Origin of the sequence: Melissococcus plutonius ATCC 35311, from assembly GCF_000270185.1 — a bacterium.
GTDB lineage: Bacteria > Bacillota > Bacilli > Lactobacillales > Enterococcaceae > Melissococcus > Melissococcus plutonius.
In genome coordinates, this window is record NC_015516.1 from 1,308,214 (window position 1) to 1,329,002 (window position 20,789).

Here is a 20,789-nt window from a genome sequence, read left to right on the forward strand (position 1 = left end):
ATAAATAAAAAAATAGCTATCATTGTCTTATCAATAAAAAAGGATGTGTATATCTTATGAAAAAAGTCAGTATGAATATTCAGGGACACGTTCAGGGTGTTGGTTTTAGATATACAGCAAAAACACTTGCTGATCAGTTAGGTGTTACAGGAAATGTAAGAAACGAAGAAGACGGTTCTGTTACCATCAATGCCGTTGGTAAAAATAAAGCAATTGATGAATTTGTTTTAAAGATTAAAAACTCACCTTCTCCCTCTGGTCATGTTACCTATGTTGATATTAGCGACTCGCCTTATTTAGAAGATTTTGAACAGTTCACTATTACGATTTGAATAATAAATAACAATCCAACGAAATGAGTAAATATAAATAATAGTGAATACTTTGCTTACTGTTTACAAATCGGGAAATTAGCCTAAATGAAGAAGTCCGTACTAATGCAAGATTGAAATTCCTTCTATTAGCCTGCCATTTCGCTTGTAAATAACAGATTTAATCGAAACTTTTTGTGATTTTCATTGAAAAAAGGAAATTTTTCAAGTATAGTTAGATTTGTGAAAATTTTTTAGAAAAGGAACGAAATACATGCGAAAATTAAACCGATGGCTCTATGGTTCTGGGTTATTCGCTCTGTTGCTCTTTTTAGCAGGCTGTGTAAAAACTGGCAAAAATGGACAACCAACTGGTGATGGGATTGTTTATAATCTCCTTGTACAGCCAATGAGCAATATGATTACATACCTAGTAAATCATTTTAATTGGAATTATGGTTGGGCAATCATTGTTATCACAATTGTTGTTCGAATTATTATTCTTCCATTAGGACTCTATCAATCTCATAAAAGCTTGGTTCAATCAGAAAAAATGCAAGCACTTAAACCTCAATTAGATATTGCACAAAGTAATCTAAAACAAGCAAAAACTCAAGAAGAACAACTAAACGCACGTGCTGATATGCAACGCGTCTATAAAGAAAATAACGTTAGTATGGTTGGTGGTATTGGCTGCCTGCCATTATTGATCCAAATGCCAATCTTTTCTGCTTTATTTTTTGCAGCTAAATATACAAAGGGAATTACGCAAGCAAATTTTCTTGGCATTAGCCTTGGAAAACCAAGCTTAGTCTTCGTAGCTTTAGCAGGAGCTGCTTATCTTTTACAAGGTTACCTATCCACAATTGGAATTCCTGAAGAACAAAAGAAAACTATGAAATCAATGTTAATTGTTTCACCACTAATGATTGTCTTTATGTCATTTAGTTCACCGGCCGGTGTAGCTTTATACTGGGTTGTAGGTGGTATCTTTACTTGTATTCAAACGTTTATTACAAATGTTTTAATGCGACCAAAGATCAAAGCAAAAATAGAAGAAGATTTAAAAAACAATCCTCCAAAGCAAGTCGTCTTTGCTCGCAAGGATATAACTGCTGATAAATCAAAAGAAGATAAGACAACCAAAAATAAATCTTCAAAAAAGAACAATTCTACTAATGGCCGAAATGCAGGAAAACAAAAGAGAAATACAAATAAATAAATACAAAGATCTAATCAATCTTGTATTAAGTTAAATTGAGCGAATTATGAAACAATCAATTATTTCATAATTCGCTCAATTATTTTATGTTTTTTTCTATTTTATCTCTTATCTGATGAAAGTTTATGATAAATCACTCATATTAAACTTAACTAACACAAGTAATTTATTTATAGATTTTCTAAATGGGTAAATCATTATTTGGTGATCAAAAGATCAAAACGAGCAATAGATGACGCCATTTGAGCAATTTGAAGTAATTGCTTTAAGCGATTGTTCTTAATTGCTTTATCTTCTGTCATTACCATTGTTTGATCAAAATAATTTTCAATCAGAATTCTTAGGTTCATCAAAGCATCATAATTTTCATCAATGGTTTGTTCGTCAAAATTAGCTGAAATTTTTTGTACCGCTTCATATAATTTTTCTTCTGAATTGTTTTCAAATAATTCTAGCTCTACAGTTAATATTGGTTCTTTCATCAATTCTTTACCTTTTTCAGCTAAATTAATGACACGTGTTAATGCCTCAATAGAAGCTTTAAAATCATCATCAGCTAAATGTTTTCTTAAAGTCTTAGCCGTTGTCAATAGTTTTAATAGGTCTTGTTGTTCAGATGAAATGACTGCATCAATAATATCATGTCTAAAATGTTCAGATGATAATAATTGACGGATTCTTCCCTTAATAAAATCAACAACTTGCATATTATCATCATTCAGCTTAATTCCGAAAGATTCTTTGGCATTAATTGCTGCATAAATTTCTTTCTGTAATTGAATAATAGGAAATTCCCATTTATTTTCAGCAACGATCCGGATAATACCATATGTTTGACGTCGAAGCGCATAGGGATCATTAGATCCGCTAGGAATCATATCTTTAGCAAAGAATGAAAATACACTATCCAATTTATCTGCTACAGCTAATACAGAGCCAATTATTGAAGTTGGTAATTCTCCCTCACTAGATATTGGTAAATAATGTTCCCGAATCGCTTGAGCGACATTTGGTTTTTCGCCATGCAGTAAGGCATATTTTTCTCCCATAATTCCTTGCAATTCAGGAAATTCGTTAACAACATTTGTCACCAAATCAAATTTATAGATTTCAGATGCTCGTTTTAGATCCAATAATTCTGTTTTTGTTAGTCCTACTTTTTTTCCAATGATCTGGCTAATTAGACAAACACGTTGCATTTTTTCATATATGGTACCAATTTTATCATGGAAAGTTACCTGTTTTAATTTATTGACACACGTTGTAATAGAAAGTTTTTTATCTTCATTGTAGAAAAATTCTGCATCTTCTAAGCGAGCAACTAAAACTTTTTCATTCCCTTGAATTACATTTTTTAGGTGAACTTGATCCCCATTTCTAACTGAAATAAAGTGAGGGAGTAAATCACCTTCATGATTATATACTTCAAAGTAACGTTGATGATCTTTCATTGAGGTAATCAGTATTTCTTTAGGTATAGCAAGATATTTTTCAGAAAAATTACCAACAAAAGCAGTTGGATATTCGACTAAATTTGTTACTTCTTCTAGTAAAGCTTCATCATAGATGAGGTGCCAATTATTTTTTTGCGAAATTTCTTCCATTTGTTGTTGAATGATCCGTTTTCTCTCTTTTGGATCAGCAATTACAAATTGTTCACTTAATTTTGTCTGATAGTCACTTGCTTGTCTGATTATAATTTGATCACCTAAAGAGCGATGTCCTTGAGATATATTATTTGTTTGTACATTTAAAATTGAAAATGGAATAACTTGCTCACCAAATAAAGCTGTTATCCAATGAATTGGACGAATATAATCTAAATCATAATTTGACCAACACATCGTCACAGGAAAGGTCATACTTAAGATGATTTCTTTTAAACCAGTCAATACATTAACAGCAGCTTGTCCCTTGATGTATTTTGTTATGTAGGCATATTCTATCCCCATTAATTCCCTAAAGATAATAGCGTCTGTCTCAACGCCTTGTCCTATGGCAAATCCCTGGGCTGCTTTTGTCCAATTTCCCTCATTATCTAAGGCAATTTTTTTAGCTGGGCCTTTAACTTCCTCGTAAATATCTTCTTGTTCATCAGGAATTTCACTAACATAGACAGCTAAACGACGAGGAGTTGAAAATGTTTGAATCGTTTCATAGGTTAGACGTTGCTCATTTAAAAATTGAACGATCCGCTCTTCCAATTGTAGACGGCTAGGTGTTACAAGATTTGCTGGTATTTCCTCCAACCCAATTTCTAATAATAAATCTTTTGCCATACTAGTTTTCCTCCTCCATAATTGGTTTTTCATTTAATAAAGGGAAGCCTAATTTTTCTCTTTCAGCAACAAAAATTTTTGCTACTTCTTTTGCCATGCTTCTAATCCGTGCTAAATAACCAGCTCTCTCGGTAACTGACACTGCACCACGTGCATCCAATAAATTAAATGTATGGTTGCATTTTAAAATATAGTCGTACGCTGGATGGACTAAATTTTTCTTAATACAACGTTTAGCTTCATGCTCAAAACGATCAAAATTACCTAACAATAATTTTTGATCACTAATTTCAAAAGAATACTTAGAATGTTCATACTCAGGTTGTTTAAAAATTTCTCCATACTTGATTCCCTTTGTCCATTCAAGGTCATAAACACTATTCACACCCTGAATATAAGAAGCTAAACGCTCCAGACCGTAAGTGATTTCTGATGTTACAGGTTTACAAGAAAGTCCACCTACTTGTTGAAAATAGGTAAATTGTGTGATTTCCATGCCATCTAACCAGACTTCCCATCCTAAACCTGCACAACCCATTGATGGATTTTCCCAATTGTCTTCAACAAAACGAATGTCGTGCTCTAAAGCATTAATACCTAATAAATTTAAACTTTCAAGATAAAGTTCTTGTATATTTTCAGGTGAAGGTTTCATTACTACTTGAAATTGATGATGTTGATATAATCGATTGGGATTCTCGCCATAACGACCATCATCTGGTCGTCTGGCAGGTTCTACATAAGCTGCATTCCAAGGTTCTGGTCCAATTGCTCGCAAAAATGTATAAGGACTCATGGTGCCTGCACCTTTTTCAGTATCATAAGCTTGCATTAACATACAACCATTTTCTGCCCAGAATTTTTGTAATGTTAAAATAATTTCTTGTACCGTTAACTTGTTTTCCATATATTTTCCTCCTTGAAACCTATTTATTAGAAATTATTAAATAAAAGTAACCAATCATTTCTATTATAGAATTGATTTCTTGCCTAACAAAGACTATCTATAATCTGATTTGTGATCAGCAAATAAAAAAGTCCCTATGTCTTTAATAGACATAGGGACGAGAAGATCGCGGTTCCACCCTACTTCCGATTTATCAATCGGCAGCTTAATTTGTGTACTCAAAAGTGCCTTTCAAAAGTCCTTCATCTCTGGCTTTCACTTTCCCAGATTCGCTAAATAAAGAAATCTTTTTACTTTTCTTTTTCCTCGTACATATTCTAATTATTCTTATGATAAGCTCAGATGAACAGCTTGTCAAATTATTTTTCAATTTTCTTTATCTAGTTATTCATAATAGAATTTATTAGTTAAGTAGTAGTCTGCCTATTCATTGAAACAAAAAATAAAACTAATCCAGCTAATTCATTAAAAAACAAAATATTCCAATAAAAAGTAAAATTGTTTCTTACAAATTAAAAATCATTCCTTTTCCAATGCTTCTGGTTCCCTTGAAGGTATTTTTAATGTATGTTCCCAAGTATGCATTTTGTCAATAAATGTTTTACTTTTCAGATGAATTCCAACATAATCATCGTACAATTCATCGATTGTTTTGCGAATGGCCAATTTTGTCGTTTCTTTTACATGAATCGTTTGTACTTGATCATAGGAAATAGCTGAAAATAAACGAATGAAGTGAATACATCGTGGATCTGAGTGATAACGATGACTATCCAGTATCCAATGTTTTTCACATAAAATACCACTATATTTAGGAGAAAAATCAAACTTTCCATTCGTGTTTCCACAAACAGCACAAGCATGCCACTCAGGAATTACACCAAAACGATGTAGTAATTGGACTTCAAAAATGTTTGTAATAATTTCTGCATCTTTTCCCTCTTCCAAGGCGGTTAATGCTTGATTAGTAAATTGATATAAAAGAGGATCATATACACGATCTTCAATTGCTGCATCGACTAAATTTAATATATAAGTAGCATAAGCATTAATAAAAATATCCTGTTGAATATTTCGAAAACTGGTTACTTCTTTGCTATTATTTAAAAATGAAAGACCATCATGTCTAAAATCACCTATGTAAACTGCTTTAGTGAAAGGCAAAATAGCTGGGATCAATGGATTATTTTTTCTATAAGCATCTTTAACTAAAAACATCAATTTACCATGGGATTCAGTAAAAATTTTCACTAACTTATCTTTTTCCTTAAATTGTTTAGTAAACAGGATAATTCCTTTTGTATCACCTAAAACCATTTTGCTTTTCTCCTTTCACACTCAGTAAATATAGGCTAAAAAAGAAGGGGTCATTCAATCAAAAATAAATTACTTAATAATCTTCTTTTCTGTAACCAAAGTCTTGCAGATATAGTTTTTTATCACGCCAATCTTTTTGCACCTTTACCCAAAGTTCTAAATACACCTTATCATCTAGCAGATGTTCAATATCTTGTCTTGCTTTTATTCCTACTTGCTTCAGCATTTTTCCACCATTACCAATAATAATTCCTTTCTGGCTATCTCTTTCCACCACAATTGTTGCTTGAATGTGTACTTTATCGTTTTCATCACGCTTCATTGAATCAACAATTACAGCCACAGAATGAGGGATTTCTTCTCTTGTAAGTTGTAAGATTTTTTCACGAATTAACTCAGAAACAATAAAATATTCAGGATGATCTGTTACTTGATCTTCTGGAAAATACTGAGGACCAACAGGCATTTGTTCAACTAAAACATCCATGAGATGATCAAAATTATTTCCTTCTGTAGCCGAAATTGGAATAATTTCTTTAAAGGTCATTTGCTGTGAATAATCTTCAATAATGCCGAGTAGATCATCTGGATGTATTTTATCAATTTTATTAATCACAAGATAGACAGGATTTTGCATTTCTTTTAAACGTTCAATAATAAAGTCATCACCTTTTCCACGCTTTTGATCTGCACTGATCATAAAAAGTGTCGCATCAACTTCACGAAGCGCACTATAAGCAGTTTCTACCATAAAATCTCCAAGACGATGTTTTGGTTTATGGATACCAGGTGTGTCAATAAAAATTAATTGTGCTTTTTGTGTTGTGTAAATGCCTTGAATTTTATTTCTAGTTGTTTGTGCTTTATCGCTCATGATTGCTACTTTTTGACCAACAATTCGATTTAACAAGGTTGATTTACCAACATTTGGTCTACCAATAATAGCAATAAATCCTGATTTATGTTCTTTTTCCATCTCTTTCTTCCTTTCATGATTAATGCAAAAATTGCCAGAATTTCGATCCAAATAACAATACACCGATAATTACTGCAAAAATAGTTGCAATTAACACAGCTCCTGCTGCCATATCTTTCACTTTTTTTCCAATTGGATGAAAACAAAAGTCAGTAATCATATCTACTAAATTTTCAAAAATTGTATTCATAACTTCCATGATCCAAACTAAAAAAATAGCAAACAATAACCATAACCATTCGCCTAAAGTTAAATGAAAACTGATACCCAACACAATTGCAATTCCACCTAGTAAAACATGAATGCGCATATTGCGTTCTTCCTTAAATACTGTCTTAATACCTTGGCATGCAAACTTAAATGAAGAAATGAAACTTTTATTTTTTATTACCTTTCTATCTTTTGAGTCCATAATCATCCAATATCTTTCTTTGTAAGTCGAACATTTCCTTTTCATCTTCCTCATTCATATGATCATAACCGTTTAAATGTAGGAAACCATGTACAGCTAAAAAACCCAGTTCACGTTCAAAGGAATGACCATAATCTTGTGCCTGCTCTTCAGCTTTTTCAATCGAAATAATAATATCTCCTAAATTTTTAGGTGGCAAAGAAGTAAGCATCTCATCAAGAATAATTGGAAACTCATCTTCTCCTTCATCCTCTAAAGCAAAACTAATGACATCGGTAGGTACATTTTTTCCTCTAAATTTTTGATTGATTTGCTGAATTTTTTCATTGGTTGTAAATGTAACAGACATTTCAGTTGTATCAGGTAGCTTCAAGAAGTCCGCTGAAAACTGTAATAATTCTTTTATTTTAGTGAAGTAATTTTCAGAAAATTGATTTGTTTCATCAATAAAAGTAATATCCATAATATCTACCTCGTTTCTTGGTTCATGTTTTTAGATGTTTCTGATTTTATTTTTGGATATTGAATTCGTGAATGAAAAGTACTCAACAATCCACCAATTAATGATTTTTCAACAATACGAATTTCTCGCATGGTCAATCCAGAATCGTCCAATTGTCCATCCTCAATTCTCTCCTGAATCAAATTATAGACAAATTCACTAATTTTTTCTCGACTGGGATGATGCATAGCACGAATAGCTGCCTCACAAGTATCTGCTATACTGATAACACTGGCTTCTTTTGATTGGGGACGAGGTCCTGGATAACGATAATCTTCCTCATGAACATTGGGATCTCGTTCTTTTGCTTTAAAATAAAAAAATTGCATAAGGGTCGTACCATGATGTTGCCAACAAATATCAATCACTGCCTGAGGCATATGATATTCTTGTAATATTTGCGCTCCTTCTGTTACATGGCTAAAAATAATTTGTTTACTATCTTCAGGAAGTAAAAAATTATGTGGATTTTCACTACCAGGTGGTAGATTTTCTACAAAAAAGTTAGCGTGCTTTATTTTTCCAACATCATGATAATAACTAGCCACTCTTGTTAATAAAGAGTTTCCGCCAATTTCAGCTACCGCATTAGCACTCAAACTAGCAACCATCATACTGTGATGATAAGTTCCTGGTGCTTTTTCTAATAATTGTTTAAGTAATGGATGTTTAGGGTTACTAAGTTCATTTAAAACAATCATGCTGTCATCAGTCACTAAAAGTTCAATATAGGGATGTAGTCCTAATGTTGCTAAAAATGACAATACACTCCCTGCTAAGGCGCAGATTAAGGCAACCCAGGTTTTGCCATCATTCAGGCCCATTCCCTGATAAATCATTAAAATACCAGTTGCACATACAGGAATAATAATAATCCACATAATTGCTGGGAATCCTTGCTCGCTAATTCGCTGTCTTTTCACCACTGTAGCTAAAAAACCACTAAATGCATACATAACTAAAATAATTGTTAATGCATTTGTACCAATCATATTATAAAAAACAAATAAAGCAAAAATAAGTTGAAAAATAGCCACAAGAATGCCAGAACGTCTATTAATAAAATAACTCAAAACAAGTGGGGCAAATGCTGCTGGATAGAATAATGGTATATAGCTTAATTGCTCTGTTTGGAAAACTTGAAAGAATTTCATCATTAAAATACTTAAAAACATCGTAGATGTATAAAATAAAATGAAATATTTCTCTTTTCCATCTTCCGTCACCTGTGTTGTAAAAAATAGCAGCACAGCTACCTGCAAAATAATAGTTAATATCAGGGCAACAATTGGGAAAATAGATGTACTTTGATTCATCATACCCAAAAGTTTTAGTTTTTCAATAGCCTTAGCATCAATTTGATTGCCCTCACGTACAATAATTTCACCTTGATAAATCATGACCGGTTGTACAGAGTCTACCGCTTGTTGTACTAATTCCTTTGTTTTTTTATTATTCGTAAAATCATTTGGTACAATTCCCTGATCTACTACATAACGAATGGCTCGTTGCATAGACCCAGTAATATCCAAGTATTGAATTTGATCAAATGCTTTTTGTCTAATTTTTTCAATTTCCGATTCTCTAATATGCTTCTTCATTGCTTTATCAATAAGTGCTAAACTTTTTGTTTGGACAGTATCCAGCTGGTCATTATTTAATGAAAAGGCAGTTTGATAAAAGTTCGTAGGAAAATTCTGGTAAAAAGTAATAGTATCTTGATCAAACATTTCAAATCTGGATTTTAAGTCAGCTATCTTTTCGGCTATTGTGGGTTCAGGAACTGTTTCTCCCTCTTTAGCTTTTTGTTTTTTTTCTTGATATTCTTTATCTAGTCGATCATTCGTTGCTTTGATTAACTTAAATAGTTTTTCAGTCCAATTATGTTGATTTGTTGCTATGTCTTCTTGATATACATATTCAGGAGTTACAGATTCAGCAGCTAATTTTTTCTTTTGTTTTGTATCATAGGTATTTTCAATATTTTTATTCGCCCGAATGGTTTTTTCAGCCAATTGTCCTTCCTTAATTTCCATTTTCTTCTGATAAACACTAGTAAACATAATACCAAATAATAAACAAGAAAATAAAAATAATAAAATAGGAATATAGGCTTTATCTAATCGATTACAAAACTTTAATATAAATTTTTTCACGAATTCTTTTCACTTCCTTCATGAAATGCACTAACTAACTTATTGACCATTTTCATAAGCGTCTATAATTTCGGCAACAACTGGATGTCTAACAACATCTTCTGTCTTAAAATTAACAAAGCGAACCTGTTTGATCGTTTGTAATGTCTTCTTAGCATGCATTAAACCACTAGTAACGTTTTTAGGCAAGTCTACCTGACTTGTATCACCATTTACAACCATTTTAGAATTAAACCCTAAACGTGTTAAAAACATTTTCATTTGAGCAATTGTTGTATTTTGTGCTTCATCTAATATTACAAAAGCATCATTCAATGTTCTGCCACGCATATAAGCTAATGGGGCAATTTCAATAACTTTTCTTTCTATTAAACGTTCTGTATATTCCATCCCTAATGTTTGATATAAAGAATCATAAATGGGTCGCAGATAAGGATCAACTTTTTCTTTTAAATCACCCGGTAAAAAACCCAAGCTCTCACCAGCATCTACTGCCGGACGAGTGAGAATAATCTTTTGAACATTGCCTTTTTTCAAAGCAGCTACAGCCATTGTTACTGCTAGAAATGTCTTTCCTGTACCAGCTGGTCCAATACCAAAAACTATATCATGCCGATCAATTTGATCAACATATTTTTTTTGACCTAAATTTTTTACCCGAATTGGTTTACCATGATAATCCTTGAGTATTTCATCTTCAAACATCATCAAAAATACATCTAATTGATTTTTACGTGCCAGTTTTAAAGCAGAGACAACATCTGATAAGTGAATATGAATACCATGATGAATTAATTGTTGTAAGCTTTCTAAAATATCTTTTATTAAAAGCATTTCTTCTTTTTTACCAATCAGCTGAACCAATTGTCCACGATTATTAATCGTTACTTGTGTTTGTTCTTCTAAAAATTTTATATTTTTATCATGTATACCAAAAAGTAAACTTAAATCATCTAGATTATCTAAAGTAAAGGTGAGTGTTTCGGATTGGTCAGTTATCAAAAAGCAGCCATCTCCTTTTTTGATTTCCTATAATGATACCATATTCTGAATTGTTTAAAAAGTAGCCATCATTTTTAAACGTAAAGAGCAGTATAGATTAATGGTCGTTATTTCACCGTAATTTAATAAAAAGCAAGTTAATAACTTATTTTATTTATTTAAAAACAACAAACTGGATCAAGTTTACTAATAAACTTGATCCAGAACAGTTAAAAAATTATTCGTTTTTTTGCAATAATTCTTTTACAATTGTATTCACTTGATTTCCATCTGCCTTACCTTTTACTTTGGGCATAACAATTCCCATAACTTTTCCAAATTCTTTAGGTGAGTGTGCCCCGACCTGGGTAATTGTTTCCTGAACAATCTGGATAATCTTACTCTCTGAAAATTGCTCAGGCATATATCTTTCAACAATTGCAATTTCTATTTTTGTTTTATCAGCCAGATCTGTTCGTCCAGCCTCTTCAAACTCTTTTAGAGAATCTTTCCGTTGCTTCATTTCACGAGATAGCATCGTCAATTCTTCTTCTCCGTTCAAATTGTGGCCTTCTTTAATCTGCGCATTTTGAACGGCTGTTTTTAACATACGTAGTACAGATAAGGATTCCTTATCCTTTGCTTTCATAGCTGTTTTGATATCATCATTCAATGTAGTAAGAAGTGACATGTTCCCAGCTCCCATTCATAGAAAACTAGAATTTTTTGCGTTTTCTAGCTGCTTCAGATTTTTTCTTACGTCTTACACTTGGTTTTTCATAAAATTCACGTTTACGTGATTCTTGTAAGGTACCCGCTTTTGAAACGGAACGTTTGAAGCGACGAAGAGCATCGTCAAGAGATTCGTTTTTACGAACAACAGTTTTTGACATGTAATTCCCTCCCTCCGAGCTTAAAAAGTAACCGTTTTTCTATTTATGATACAAATGATCACCAATAAAATACTGTTCTTGTTCTATTATATCGAATGCTATTTTTGACGTCAACCATTCTTGAAAAAAAACTAAAAATAATAAACAAAAAATTAGACATTTTGACAATTTTCACATCTTCCAAGAATTTCAAATCGATGTCCCTCAATTGTACATCCTGGCAACTGATCTTCAAAAAAATCCATTGGACACATAGACACCTGCCTCGTTTTTCCACATACAATACAAATAAAATGATGATGATGTCCAATTCCTTGATGGCAATGAAACCGAAATAAGTGCTCACCATTCATTTCTGTTGTCTCTAATAAGTTTATTTCAACAAAATCACGAAGGTTTCGATAAATTGTATCATAACTAATTCCTTGATATTTTTCCTTCATAAATGTATAGATTTCTTTTGCAGCAACATAGCGATTCATCTTAATTAAATAATGCAGCATTTCTTCCCTTTTCTTCGTATACTTTAATCCATGCTGCTTCATAATTGCCAATGATTGTTGAATAATTGATGGTTGTTGTTTCAAATGATCATCTCCTTGATAAATCATCATTCTTACGAACAGGCAATAAAATTATGGTATAATAAACAAAGAAAAAAAGCAAGGAAGGGATAAAAATGTCAAAAAAAATAAACAAAGAAAAAAATATTGTGACTATCTTTGTTATTTCTGATTCTGCTGGAGAAACAGCAGCTAAACTTGTTGCTGCTTCAATGGCACAATATCCTACCGTTGATTTTTTGCTTTATCGCAGAGCCTTTATTGATAATGAAAAAAAATTAATAAAAGCATTAAATGAAGCAAAGGAAAAACAAGCATTGGTTCTTTATACGATTGTTAATCATGAATTTGTACAATTTGCAAAAAATTTTTTAACTGAAAATAATTTATATCAATTGGATCTTTTAACACCTTTAATTAGTAAAATTGAGTCTTTAACTGGTCATCCACCAACAAGAGAGGCAGGTGCCTTACACCATTTAAATGAAAATTATTTCAATCGAATTGAAGCAATGGAATTTGCAGTAAAGTATGATGATGGGAAAGATCCACGTGGCTTTTTAGAAGCTGATGTTTTACTTTTGGGGATTTCACGCACATCAAAAACGCCCCTTAGTCTGTTTCTGGCAAATAAAAATTTAAAAGTTGCTAATTTACCATTAATTCCTGAAGCTCATTTGCCCAAACAATTATGGGAAATGAACCCAAAAAAAATTATTGGATTAACAAATAATGCATCAACATTGAATACCATCCGAAAAGAAAGAATGCGTGCATATGGTTTACCTGAAAATAATTCTTATTCAGATATCGAAAAAATACGTAGGGAATTGGCATTTTCAAATGAATTGTATCAAAAACTTGGCTGTGTAGTGATTAATGTTGCTTCTCTTTCAATTGAAGAAACAGCTTCAATGATTATGAATGCCCTTCATCTAGAAGATCATAGTTATTTTTTATGTTAAATAACTATTTTGGAATACATCTTTAATCAAGTTTGTTAATTCTATTTTGCCCTTGTGAAATCTATAAAATACATAGCTATTGAAAAAGTGAAAGATTTATTTAGAATCCTATCATTTTTCAATACTATGTATTTTGTTTTGATAGTTGATTTCAAAGGTAGAAAAATTGTTATGATAGAAAATAGTATATTAAATTGCAGAATTTCAATATTATTTTTTGTCCACTTTCTATGTAATACTAAATAGATAATAGATTCAACAAGAAATTCCCATTATTTACAATTAACTAAAAACTTTATTATTCAATCTATAAATAAAGTAGATTTAATGAAATAAATTAGTTATGTTTAATATGTTGAATAGTTTGATTTAAAATATCAAGAACATGATGGTCGTCTAGGATATAAAAGATCGTTTTACCAACACGATCCGTTTTTACAACATGATTTTCTCTAAGTAATTTTAGTTGATGGGAAACGGCCGACTGTTCCATATTTAGCTTTTCACTAAGTGCTGTTACGTTTAATTCTCCTTGCTTCAAATATAAAAGGATTTTTAAACGTGTAGGATCGCTCAAAACTTTATATAATTGACTGACTTTTTGAATTTCTTCCTTTTCTTGCACGGGAATACTTCCTTCTTTCTTCAGCTTTATCCACAAACATAGGTTAAGTTTATCATGTTTAAAGAAAATTAAAAAGAAAGAAATCTAAAAGGGAGCAATTGAGTAACGAATGATTCATACCCAATTGCTCCCTTTTAAAAATAAAATACCTATGTCTTCTGTAGATAGTTTTTATGAAAATACACTAATAAAAATAATTTAAGCCATTAATTGTTGAATAACAGCTTCAAACTCATTAATTTTATTATTTGCTTCTGGTTGGGAAGTTGCCTTTGTAGCCAAATAAAACTTGATTTTTGGCTCGGTCCCTGAAGGTCTAATTGCAATCCAACTACCATCTTCCAACAAATATTTTAATACATCTGAAGAAGAGGTGGTTAAAGCTTCAACCTGACCATCAGCTGAAGTTTTCGTCAATTGTTTAAAGTCTTCTGTTTGCAGTACTTTAATTCCAGCAAAATCGGTTGGCGCTTCATTTCGAAATTTTTTCATTAATGTCTTGATTTTTTCATTTCCCTCAATACCATCCATCGTGATTGGAATTGTTTTCTCTTCATAATAACCATATTGTTTATAAATATCTTGCAATCCATCATATAACGTTTTGTCTTGTTTTTTATAATATGCAGCTACCTCAGAAAGCAAAGTGAGTGCCTGAATTGCATCTTTATCACGGACAAATGGTTTTACTAAATAACCATAACTTTCTTCGAAACCAAACATAAAAGTTTTTGAATGATCTTTTTCATATTGTTTAATTTTTTCAGCAATGAATTTGAAACCTGTTAGAACATTTACAACGTCTACATGGTAATCCTTTGCAATCATAGCTGGCAATTCACTTGAAACAATTGATTTTAAAATAACAGCATTTTCTGGCAAGGTACTTGCATTTTTATTTGCTTCTAGTAAGTATTTTACCATTAATGAACCTATCTGATTTCCAGTTAATAACTGATACTCGCCATTTGACAAACGAACGGCAGCACCAAGACGATCGCCATCTGGATCTGTTGCTATCAACAAATCTGCTTGCTCTTTCTTACCTAAACGAATAGCATATTCAAATGCAGATGGTTCTTCCGGATTTGGTGATTTTACAGTAGTAAAATCGGGATCTGCTATGGCCTGTTCAGGAACAAGCTGAAAATTCTCAAAGCCAGCTTGTTTTAATGCCTTCTCACCTAACATTCTCCCAGTTCCATGTAATGGTGTATAAATAATTTTTAATTTTTTACTCATTTCATGAATTAAGTCTTGATTCACAGTCACTGTTTTAATTTGTTCTAGATAGGCATTGTCAACTTCTTCACCAATCATATGAATAAGATTTTTTTGGTTTGCTTCATCTTCAGTTAAAACCGTTATTTCTAAGGGATTTTCTATTTCCAGAACAAATGCTGTCAAGGCATCCGCATCTTTTGGTGGCATTTGTCCACCATCTTCACCATAAACTTTATAGCCATTATAGATAGCTGGATTATGTGAAGCAGTAATCATAATTCCAGTAAATGTTTTTAAATAACGAACTGTAAATGATAATTCTGGTGTTGGTCTTAAGCTTTTAAAAATATAGGTTGGTATGTTGTGAGTTGCCAATACTCTTGCTGATTCCATTGCAAACTCAAACGACATATGCCTGGAATCATAGGCAATTGCGACGCCTCGCTCTTTTGTCGTTTCATCTTTTGTGTCCATAAAACGAGCCAAACCTTCAGTCGCCTGACGAACAGTAAAAATATTCATACGATTGATTCCTGCACCCATGAGTCCCCGCATTCCAGCTGTACCAAATTCCAAAGGTGCATAAAAAGCATCTTTTCGTTTTTCAGGATCATTTTTCAATTCCATTAATTCTTCTTTTAAATTGTCCGGTACATTTTTTTCGTCTACCCATTGTTCATAAACTTGTTCCCAAGACATGAAAATACACCTCTTTTAAATTTAGTTGTTTATTCGTTTCTTTACAAGTATAGCATTGTCTTTTATAAGAAGAAAGTAATGTCCTACTTTTTGCTCTTTAAATGGTATGTCATAAAAGATAAATTAGAAGTAAAATTACTATCAATGAAAAAAACGACAAAAATTAAACAAAATCATTTATTTTGTTTTTTATAATTGTGTAAATTATTTTTTATTATTTAAAATATATTTTATTATTGCATAGAATTTATCAACTAGAGTCAAAAAGAAGTAGCCGGCTAGTTAAACAAAGAATCCCAATTTGTCTTTTTAATTTTTTAATCTTAATTGCATTGGCCAATAAATATTCTGTGAATCAAAATATTTATGACTAGTACCACTTAATTTATTTATAATATCATTATTATCTTCTTACTAGATAGAAATAATTTGATGTTTAGATAACTTCTTTGTGGCTATTTAAATTATTTTAAAATCATTTATTTTATATCGATTTATTCAGGGATTTTTTATCCTAATCTAACTTTTAAGAATGACAAAATTTTTTTGTAAGTTTTCTTATTTTTTCTTTGAATAAAGAAAAATTAACAGCATTTAATTGTGAAAAATTAATTCGAAAACTATTGCTTTGTTTACCAAAAACAAAGCTTGGTGCAATTAGTAACTTTTCATCAAAAAAAGCTTGCCAATCTCGTAAGGAAAGGTCTATTTTTGTCCAATGAATCCAAAGATAGAATCCTCCCTGAGGTTTTTGAACTTCCCATTCTTCAAATTCTTGAAAAAATTGCCAAACTTCGTTCCCTCTTTGATCAATTTGTTTCTTTAATAAATCAATTTTTTGAGGAAAATTATTATCAGTTAATGTTATTTCCGCCATCAATTGAGGGAAAATACTCAAAGAAAAATCCATCATTTTCCTAGCCTGTGCCAATTGTAAATTTACGGAAGCTGGTGCACTTAACCAGCCAATTTTGGTTGTTGAACCTAAAATTTTTGAAAGTGAACCAACATATAAAACATTTTCAGGTGCTAATTTTTTTAGTGGTTGAATTTTATCTTTAGGTAAAAAACTTAATTGACTAAATACATCATCTTCTAAGATCGGAATTTTGTATTTTTGACATAATTCTATTAGTTCATAACGTCTTTTCATTGTCATTATATTTCCAGTAGGATTTTGAAATGTTGGATTTACTATAATCATTTTAATTTTATGTTGATGAATATTATTCACCAATTCAGTTATAGACATTCCTTCCTCATCTGTAGATATTCCATATAGCCGAATTCCAGTTGCTTGAAAGATTGGCAATGTATAAAAAAAAGAAGGTTTATCAACTGCAACGCTATCACCAGGTGCTAATAAAACTTGTAGGATAAGATATAATGCTTGTTGTGCACCTGATGTAATTAGAAAATTCTGTGGTGCTACTTCAAAATCATATTCTCGTTTTATCTCATCACTAATTGCCTTTCTTAATGGTAAATAACCTAAATCATCTTGTTTTTCTTCTTCTTGTAAAAAATGTTTCCAGATTAATGCAGGAAACTCAAAGGTAGGAATTAATTCCATTGCCAACTCACCTGTGTAAAGATCCAACCAGCCAGCCTTTTTAGTTGCAATAATTAATTCAATTTCCTTTATAAATGGATCTTTTTGAATAAATATGTTTTGCTTTAAATAGTGATGCCAATCTGTTTGTGATGCAGTTGCAATTCCCCATTTTTCCTGATTAACAATGGTTCCACTGCCTGGCTTTCGAATAATCCAACCAGAAGAAACAAGTTCTTCTAACGCATGAACAACGGTTGAACGATTGACAGAAAATAATTCTGCTAATTTACGTTCTGAAGGCAGTCGTTCACCAGGTAATAAAATACTAGTTTTAATATATGACAAAATAAGTTCTCTAATGCTAATATAAATAGGAGTGTTTTTCTCTTTTTTTAATTCCCACATAATAGGCTGCTCCTTATAATTGGATGAGTTGAAAATACTCCAATTGGCTGTTTTTGTCAAATAATCAATCCGTTATACTAATTATAAAATAATTTGAAAGAAAAGAGGCTGAAAAATGATAAAGAAAGTTTTAACCATTGCAGGTTCAGATGCAAGTGGTGGTGCTGGCATTCAAGCAGATCTTAAAACATTTGAAGAGTATGGCGTATTTGGTTTTTCTACTATAACAAGTATTGTAACAATGGATGAAGATAAAAACTGGGATCACACCATTACACCAATTGATCCAGAATTGGTAGATAAACAGTTAAAAACCGTTTATGCTAGTCGTCCAATAGATGCCTTAAAAACCGGCATGTTAGGTACCGTTGAGACAATCGAAATTACTAGACATTATATAGATAAATTTGATATGCAAAATATTGTTATTGATCCGGTTATTGCTTGCAAAGGCACTTGCCAACTTCTACAACCAGAAAATGTAGAAGCAATGTCTCATTTATTATTACCTAAAGCATTGATAACAACGCCGAACTTAGTTGAAGCAGGTATTTTATCAAAAATGGGTGATTTGACTTCTGTAGATCAGATGAAAGAAGCTGCTAAAAAAATAAAAGAACTTGGTGCAAAAAATGTAGTTATTAAAGGCGGTCATCGATTAAACATTGATAAAGCGATTGACCTATTTTATGATGGCAATGAATTCACCTTATTGGAAGGGCCTATGATCAAAACAAACTTTAATCATGGCGCAGGTTGTATATTTGCAGCTGCTATTACTGCCAGCATAGCTAAAGGTACTTCTGTCATAGATGCTGTTCAGCTAGCGAAAAAATTTGTTGCTGCAGCCATTGAACACGGTCAACAGATTAATCCATTCGTAGGCTATGCTTGGCATGGTGCTTATAATCAAGCTGAAAACCGAATGAACAATTAATAAAGAGGAGTGCAAAATTAATGATGAAAAAAACATCTTCTATTCATTCGATTGCCTTAATCGCCGTTTTCATTGCATTGACCTTTTTAGGTACAATGATTAAAATTCCATTACCTACTGGTGAATTCGTTCATTTAGGTAATATTGTTGTATTGTTGGCAATTTTGTTTATTGGTTATTTAAAAGGTGCTTTAGCAGGTGGTATTGGCTTTGCTTTATTCGATCTTTTTAATGGTTATGCTGCTACTGCTCCCTACTTTATCGTAGAAAGTTTTGTGGTAGGAGGTGCTGCCTCTTTGGTTGTTTTACTTTTCAACAATAATTTAAATCATCTATGGAAGGTTACTTTAGTTGCCTGCTCAGCAGGAATTGCAAAAATTATGATGACTCAAATAAAAAATACTATTGTCCTTTTACTTTCAGGTGCTAACTTGAAAAGTGCTTTTGTTGGTGCAGCCATTATGTTACCAGCTACCATAATCAATGCAGTTATTACTGTTATTGTTGTTTCAATTATTTATTTTCCCTTGAAAAAAGCGATTCATGCTTCTACGAAATAAAATATAGCTTACTTATTTTATTTATATAAAGAAAAATAATAAATAAAAATACTTTTCGATCTTGCTAATCATTGTAACCATTAGCAAAATCAAAAAGTATTTTTTATATCAATTTATCAAAAAACAGATTATAAGGATTAAATAGTATCACCATTGAAAATTGAATTTTTAACAATAACATAATCGACTTTTCTAATTGCCTCTAAATCACGTCCACCTGCATAAGAAATAGCTGATTGTAAATCTTGTTTCATCTCAATCAATGTGTCTTCTAAATTCCCTTTATGGCGAATCCAAATTTTCTTACCTTCAACATTCTTCTTTTCTCCCTTTTGATACTCAGAAGCACTACCAAAATATTCTTTATATAAAACATTGTTTTCAATTTTTGTTTCGCCTGGTGATTCTTCATGACCAGCAAATAATGAGCCAATCATCACCATGGTTGCACCAAAACGAACAGATTTAGCAATATCTCCATGGGTACGAATTCCCCCATCTGCTATAATAGGCTTTCTAGCTGCTTTTGCACACCAGCGTAGAGCAGCCAATTGCCATCCTCCTGTTCCAAAGCCAGTCTTGATTTTTGTAATACAAACTTTTCCAGGTCCAATACCAACTTTTGTTGCATCAGCTCCTGCATTTTCAAGTTCACGAACGGCCTCCGGTGTACCAACATTACCCGCAATAACAAAAGTCTCTGGTAAATATTTTTTTAGATGATAAATCATTTGAATTACAGCTTCAGAATGTCCATGAGCAATATCAATCGTTATATAATCTGGAATTAAATTTTTTTCAGCTAATTCTTCAACAAAGCGATATTCATTTTCTTTTACACCAACACTGATTGAAGTCAATAAATGTTTTTCTTTCATTTTTTTAATGAAGGAAAAACGTTTTTCTTCATTAAAGCGATGCATAATATAAAAATAACCATTTTTTGCTAAAAATTCAGCAATAGATTCATCAATAATCGTTTGCATATTTGCAGGAACAACCGGCATTTTAAATGTATGCTTACCTAGTGTGACAGAAGTATCACACTCAGAACGACTACCTACAATACATTTATTAGGGATTAATTGGATATCTTCATAATCAAAAACTTTCATTCATTTTGCCTCCTAGATACTATTTAATCATTACGTAAAAAGTTCGAACAATTGAAAAAGATTAAGTTTTTAATTGCCTATGCTAATTTACACTAATTAAACAAGAAAGTCAAAAATGATCAATAAAAATTTTTAAATATTTTTTTTATTAATTCTTTAGTATTTGTTTTAGTTTTTCTTGTTAA

The 20,789-nt window shown here is 31.6% G+C and carries 20 protein-coding genes; 5 read left to right on the forward strand and 15 right to left on the reverse strand.

What is annotated here, in order from left to right; all coding sequences use genetic code 11:
* Window positions 1–56 precede the first annotated feature (56 nt).
* Together MPTP_RS05505 and yidC are read left to right on the forward strand one after the other, a co-directional pair.
* On the forward strand, window positions 57–332 hold the full coding sequence (locus MPTP_RS05505; RefSeq protein ID WP_013774112.1) for an acylphosphatase: 276 nt from the start codon (window positions 57–59) through the stop codon (window positions 330–332).
* 253 nt (window positions 333–585) lie between these two features.
* Window positions 586–1,533, forward strand: a complete 948-nt coding sequence (yidC, locus tag MPTP_RS05510) for a membrane protein insertase YidC (RefSeq protein ID WP_013774113.1) — start codon at window positions 586–588, stop codon at window positions 1,531–1,533.
* A 197-nt stretch (window positions 1,534–1,730) separates the two neighbouring features.
* Here the strand turns inward: yidC and glyS are convergent, their stop codons facing one another.
* The 11 genes from glyS to MPTP_RS05565 form a co-directional block, all read right to left on the reverse strand.
* Window positions 1,731–3,812, reverse strand: coding sequence for a glycine--tRNA ligase subunit beta (gene glyS, locus MPTP_RS05515; RefSeq protein WP_013774114.1), 2,082 nt, complete (start codon window positions 3,810–3,812; stop codon window positions 1,731–1,733).
* 1 nt (window position 3,813) lies between these two features.
* A complete protein-coding gene (gene glyQ / locus MPTP_RS05520; RefSeq protein ID WP_013774115.1) occupies window positions 3,814–4,719 on the reverse strand; it encodes a glycine--tRNA ligase subunit alpha in 906 nt (301 codons plus the stop codon).
* Between the two features lie 519 nt (window positions 4,720–5,238).
* Window positions 5,239–6,036, reverse strand: coding sequence for a DNA repair protein RecO (recO, locus tag MPTP_RS05525; protein WP_013774116.1), 798 nt, complete (start codon window positions 6,034–6,036; stop codon window positions 5,239–5,241).
* A 73-nt stretch (window positions 6,037–6,109) separates the two neighbouring features.
* Entirely contained in the window at window positions 6,110–7,012 is a 903-nt protein-coding gene (gene era, locus MPTP_RS05530; RefSeq protein WP_013774117.1) for a GTPase Era, read from the reverse strand.
* 19 nt (window positions 7,013–7,031) lie between these two features.
* The gene (locus MPTP_RS05535) at window positions 7,032–7,430 is read right to left on the reverse strand and encodes a diacylglycerol kinase family protein (protein WP_041363484.1); all 399 of its coding nucleotides are present in this window, start codon (window positions 7,428–7,430) and stop codon (window positions 7,032–7,034) included.
* Entirely contained in the window at window positions 7,408–7,887 is a 480-nt protein-coding gene (gene ybeY / locus MPTP_RS05540; protein WP_013774119.1) for an rRNA maturation RNase YbeY, read from the reverse strand. The genes MPTP_RS05535 and ybeY overlap by 23 nt, the downstream gene beginning before the upstream one ends.
* Before the next feature lie 5 nt (window positions 7,888–7,892).
* Window positions 7,893–10,082, reverse strand: a complete 2,190-nt coding sequence (locus MPTP_RS05545; protein ID WP_013774120.1) for an HD family phosphohydrolase — start codon at window positions 10,080–10,082, stop codon at window positions 7,893–7,895.
* Between the two features lie 39 nt (window positions 10,083–10,121).
* Window positions 10,122–11,081, reverse strand: a complete 960-nt coding sequence (locus MPTP_RS05550; protein WP_172956390.1) for a PhoH family protein — start codon at window positions 11,079–11,081, stop codon at window positions 10,122–10,124.
* A 220-nt stretch (window positions 11,082–11,301) separates the two neighbouring features.
* The gene (locus tag MPTP_RS05555) at window positions 11,302–11,754 is read right to left on the reverse strand and encodes a GatB/YqeY domain-containing protein (protein WP_013774122.1); all 453 of its coding nucleotides are present in this window, start codon (window positions 11,752–11,754) and stop codon (window positions 11,302–11,304) included.
* 25 nt (window positions 11,755–11,779) lie between these two features.
* Window positions 11,780–11,956, reverse strand: a complete 177-nt coding sequence (gene rpsU, locus MPTP_RS05560; RefSeq protein ID WP_002287321.1) for a 30S ribosomal protein S21 — start codon at window positions 11,954–11,956, stop codon at window positions 11,780–11,782.
* A gap of 152 nt (window positions 11,957–12,108) precedes the next feature.
* The gene (locus tag MPTP_RS05565) at window positions 12,109–12,501 is read right to left on the reverse strand and encodes a Fur family transcriptional regulator (RefSeq protein ID WP_375782336.1); all 393 of its coding nucleotides are present in this window, start codon (window positions 12,499–12,501) and stop codon (window positions 12,109–12,111) included.
* A 134-nt stretch (window positions 12,502–12,635) separates the two neighbouring features.
* Here MPTP_RS05565 and MPTP_RS05570 point away from each other — a divergent pair, with 134 nt between their 5' ends.
* Complete coding sequence (locus MPTP_RS05570; RefSeq protein ID WP_013774124.1) at window positions 12,636–13,484, forward strand: pyruvate, water dikinase regulatory protein; 849 nt, start codon at window positions 12,636–12,638, stop codon at window positions 13,482–13,484.
* A 337-nt stretch (window positions 13,485–13,821) separates the two neighbouring features.
* On the opposite strand, the gene MPTP_RS05575 is transcribed toward MPTP_RS05570, so the two are convergent.
* From MPTP_RS05575 to MPTP_RS05585, 3 genes are all read right to left on the reverse strand, one after another.
* Entirely contained in the window at window positions 13,822–14,109 is a 288-nt protein-coding gene (locus tag MPTP_RS05575; protein ID WP_013774125.1) for an ArsR/SmtB family transcription factor, read from the reverse strand.
* A gap of 198 nt (window positions 14,110–14,307) precedes the next feature.
* On the reverse strand, window positions 14,308–16,032 hold the full coding sequence (locus MPTP_RS05580) for a phospho-sugar mutase (protein ID WP_013774126.1): 1,725 nt from the start codon (window positions 16,030–16,032) through the stop codon (window positions 14,308–14,310).
* A 526-nt stretch (window positions 16,033–16,558) separates the two neighbouring features.
* A complete protein-coding gene (locus tag MPTP_RS05585; protein WP_013774128.1) occupies window positions 16,559–17,992 on the reverse strand; it encodes an aminotransferase-like domain-containing protein in 1,434 nt (477 codons plus the stop codon).
* A gap of 115 nt (window positions 17,993–18,107) precedes the next feature.
* On the opposite strand from MPTP_RS05585, the gene thiD reads away from it, so the two are divergent.
* Entirely contained in the window at window positions 18,108–18,929 is an 822-nt protein-coding gene (gene thiD / locus MPTP_RS05590; protein WP_013774129.1) for a bifunctional hydroxymethylpyrimidine kinase/phosphomethylpyrimidine kinase, read from the forward strand.
* A gap of 20 nt (window positions 18,930–18,949) precedes the next feature.
* A complete protein-coding gene (locus MPTP_RS05595) occupies window positions 18,950–19,489 on the forward strand; it encodes an ECF transporter S component (RefSeq protein ID WP_013774130.1) in 540 nt (179 codons plus the stop codon).
* A gap of 137 nt (window positions 19,490–19,626) precedes the next feature.
* Here MPTP_RS05595 and guaC read toward each other — a convergent pair whose 3' ends face one another.
* Complete coding sequence (gene guaC / locus MPTP_RS05600) at window positions 19,627–20,604, reverse strand: GMP reductase (RefSeq protein ID WP_013774131.1); 978 nt, start codon at window positions 20,602–20,604, stop codon at window positions 19,627–19,629.
* Window positions 20,605–20,789: the final 185 nt, after the last annotated feature.

Coding starts and splice junctions, on each gene's coding strand:
- MPTP_RS05595 (WP_013774130.1), top strand. CDS start 18,950: ATGATGAAAAAAACATCTTCTATTCATTCGATTGCCTTAATCGCCGTT.
- MPTP_RS05565 (WP_375782336.1), bottom strand. CDS start 12,501: ATGAAGCAGCATGGATTAAAGTATACGAAGAAAAGGGAAGAAATGCTG.
- thiD (WP_013774129.1), top strand. CDS start 18,108: ATGATAAAGAAAGTTTTAACCATTGCAGGTTCAGATGCAAGTGGTGGT.
- MPTP_RS05535 (WP_041363484.1), bottom strand. CDS start 7,430: ATGATTATGGACTCAAAAGATAGAAAGGTAATAAAAAATAAAAGTTTC.
- MPTP_RS05570 (WP_013774124.1), top strand. CDS start 12,636: ATGTCAAAAAAAATAAACAAAGAAAAAAATATTGTGACTATCTTTGTT.
- MPTP_RS05580 (WP_013774126.1), bottom strand. CDS start 16,032: ATGTCTTGGGAACAAGTTTATGAACAATGGGTAGACGAAAAAAATGTA.
- yidC (WP_013774113.1), top strand. CDS start 586: ATGCGAAAATTAAACCGATGGCTCTATGGTTCTGGGTTATTCGCTCTG.
- MPTP_RS05505 (WP_013774112.1), top strand. CDS start 57: ATGAAAAAAGTCAGTATGAATATTCAGGGACACGTTCAGGGTGTTGGT.
- ybeY (WP_013774119.1), bottom strand. CDS start 7,887: ATGGATATTACTTTTATTGATGAAACAAATCAATTTTCTGAAAATTAC.
- MPTP_RS05555 (WP_013774122.1), bottom strand. CDS start 11,754: ATGTCACTTCTTACTACATTGAATGATGATATCAAAACAGCTATGAAA.
- MPTP_RS05585 (WP_013774128.1), bottom strand. CDS start 17,992: ATGTGGGAATTAAAAAAAGAGAAAAACACTCCTATTTATATTAGCATT.
- glyS (WP_013774114.1), bottom strand. CDS start 3,812: ATGGCAAAAGATTTATTATTAGAAATTGGGTTGGAGGAAATACCAGCA.
- rpsU (WP_002287321.1), bottom strand. CDS start 11,956: ATGTCAAAAACTGTTGTTCGTAAAAACGAATCTCTTGACGATGCTCTT.
- guaC (WP_013774131.1), bottom strand. CDS start 20,604: ATGAAAGTTTTTGATTATGAAGATATCCAATTAATCCCTAATAAATGT.
- era (WP_013774117.1), bottom strand. CDS start 7,012: ATGGAAAAAGAACATAAATCAGGATTTATTGCTATTATTGGTAGACCA.
- recO (WP_013774116.1), bottom strand. CDS start 6,036: ATGGTTTTAGGTGATACAAAAGGAATTATCCTGTTTACTAAACAATTT.
- glyQ (WP_013774115.1), bottom strand. CDS start 4,719: ATGGAAAACAAGTTAACGGTACAAGAAATTATTTTAACATTACAAAAA.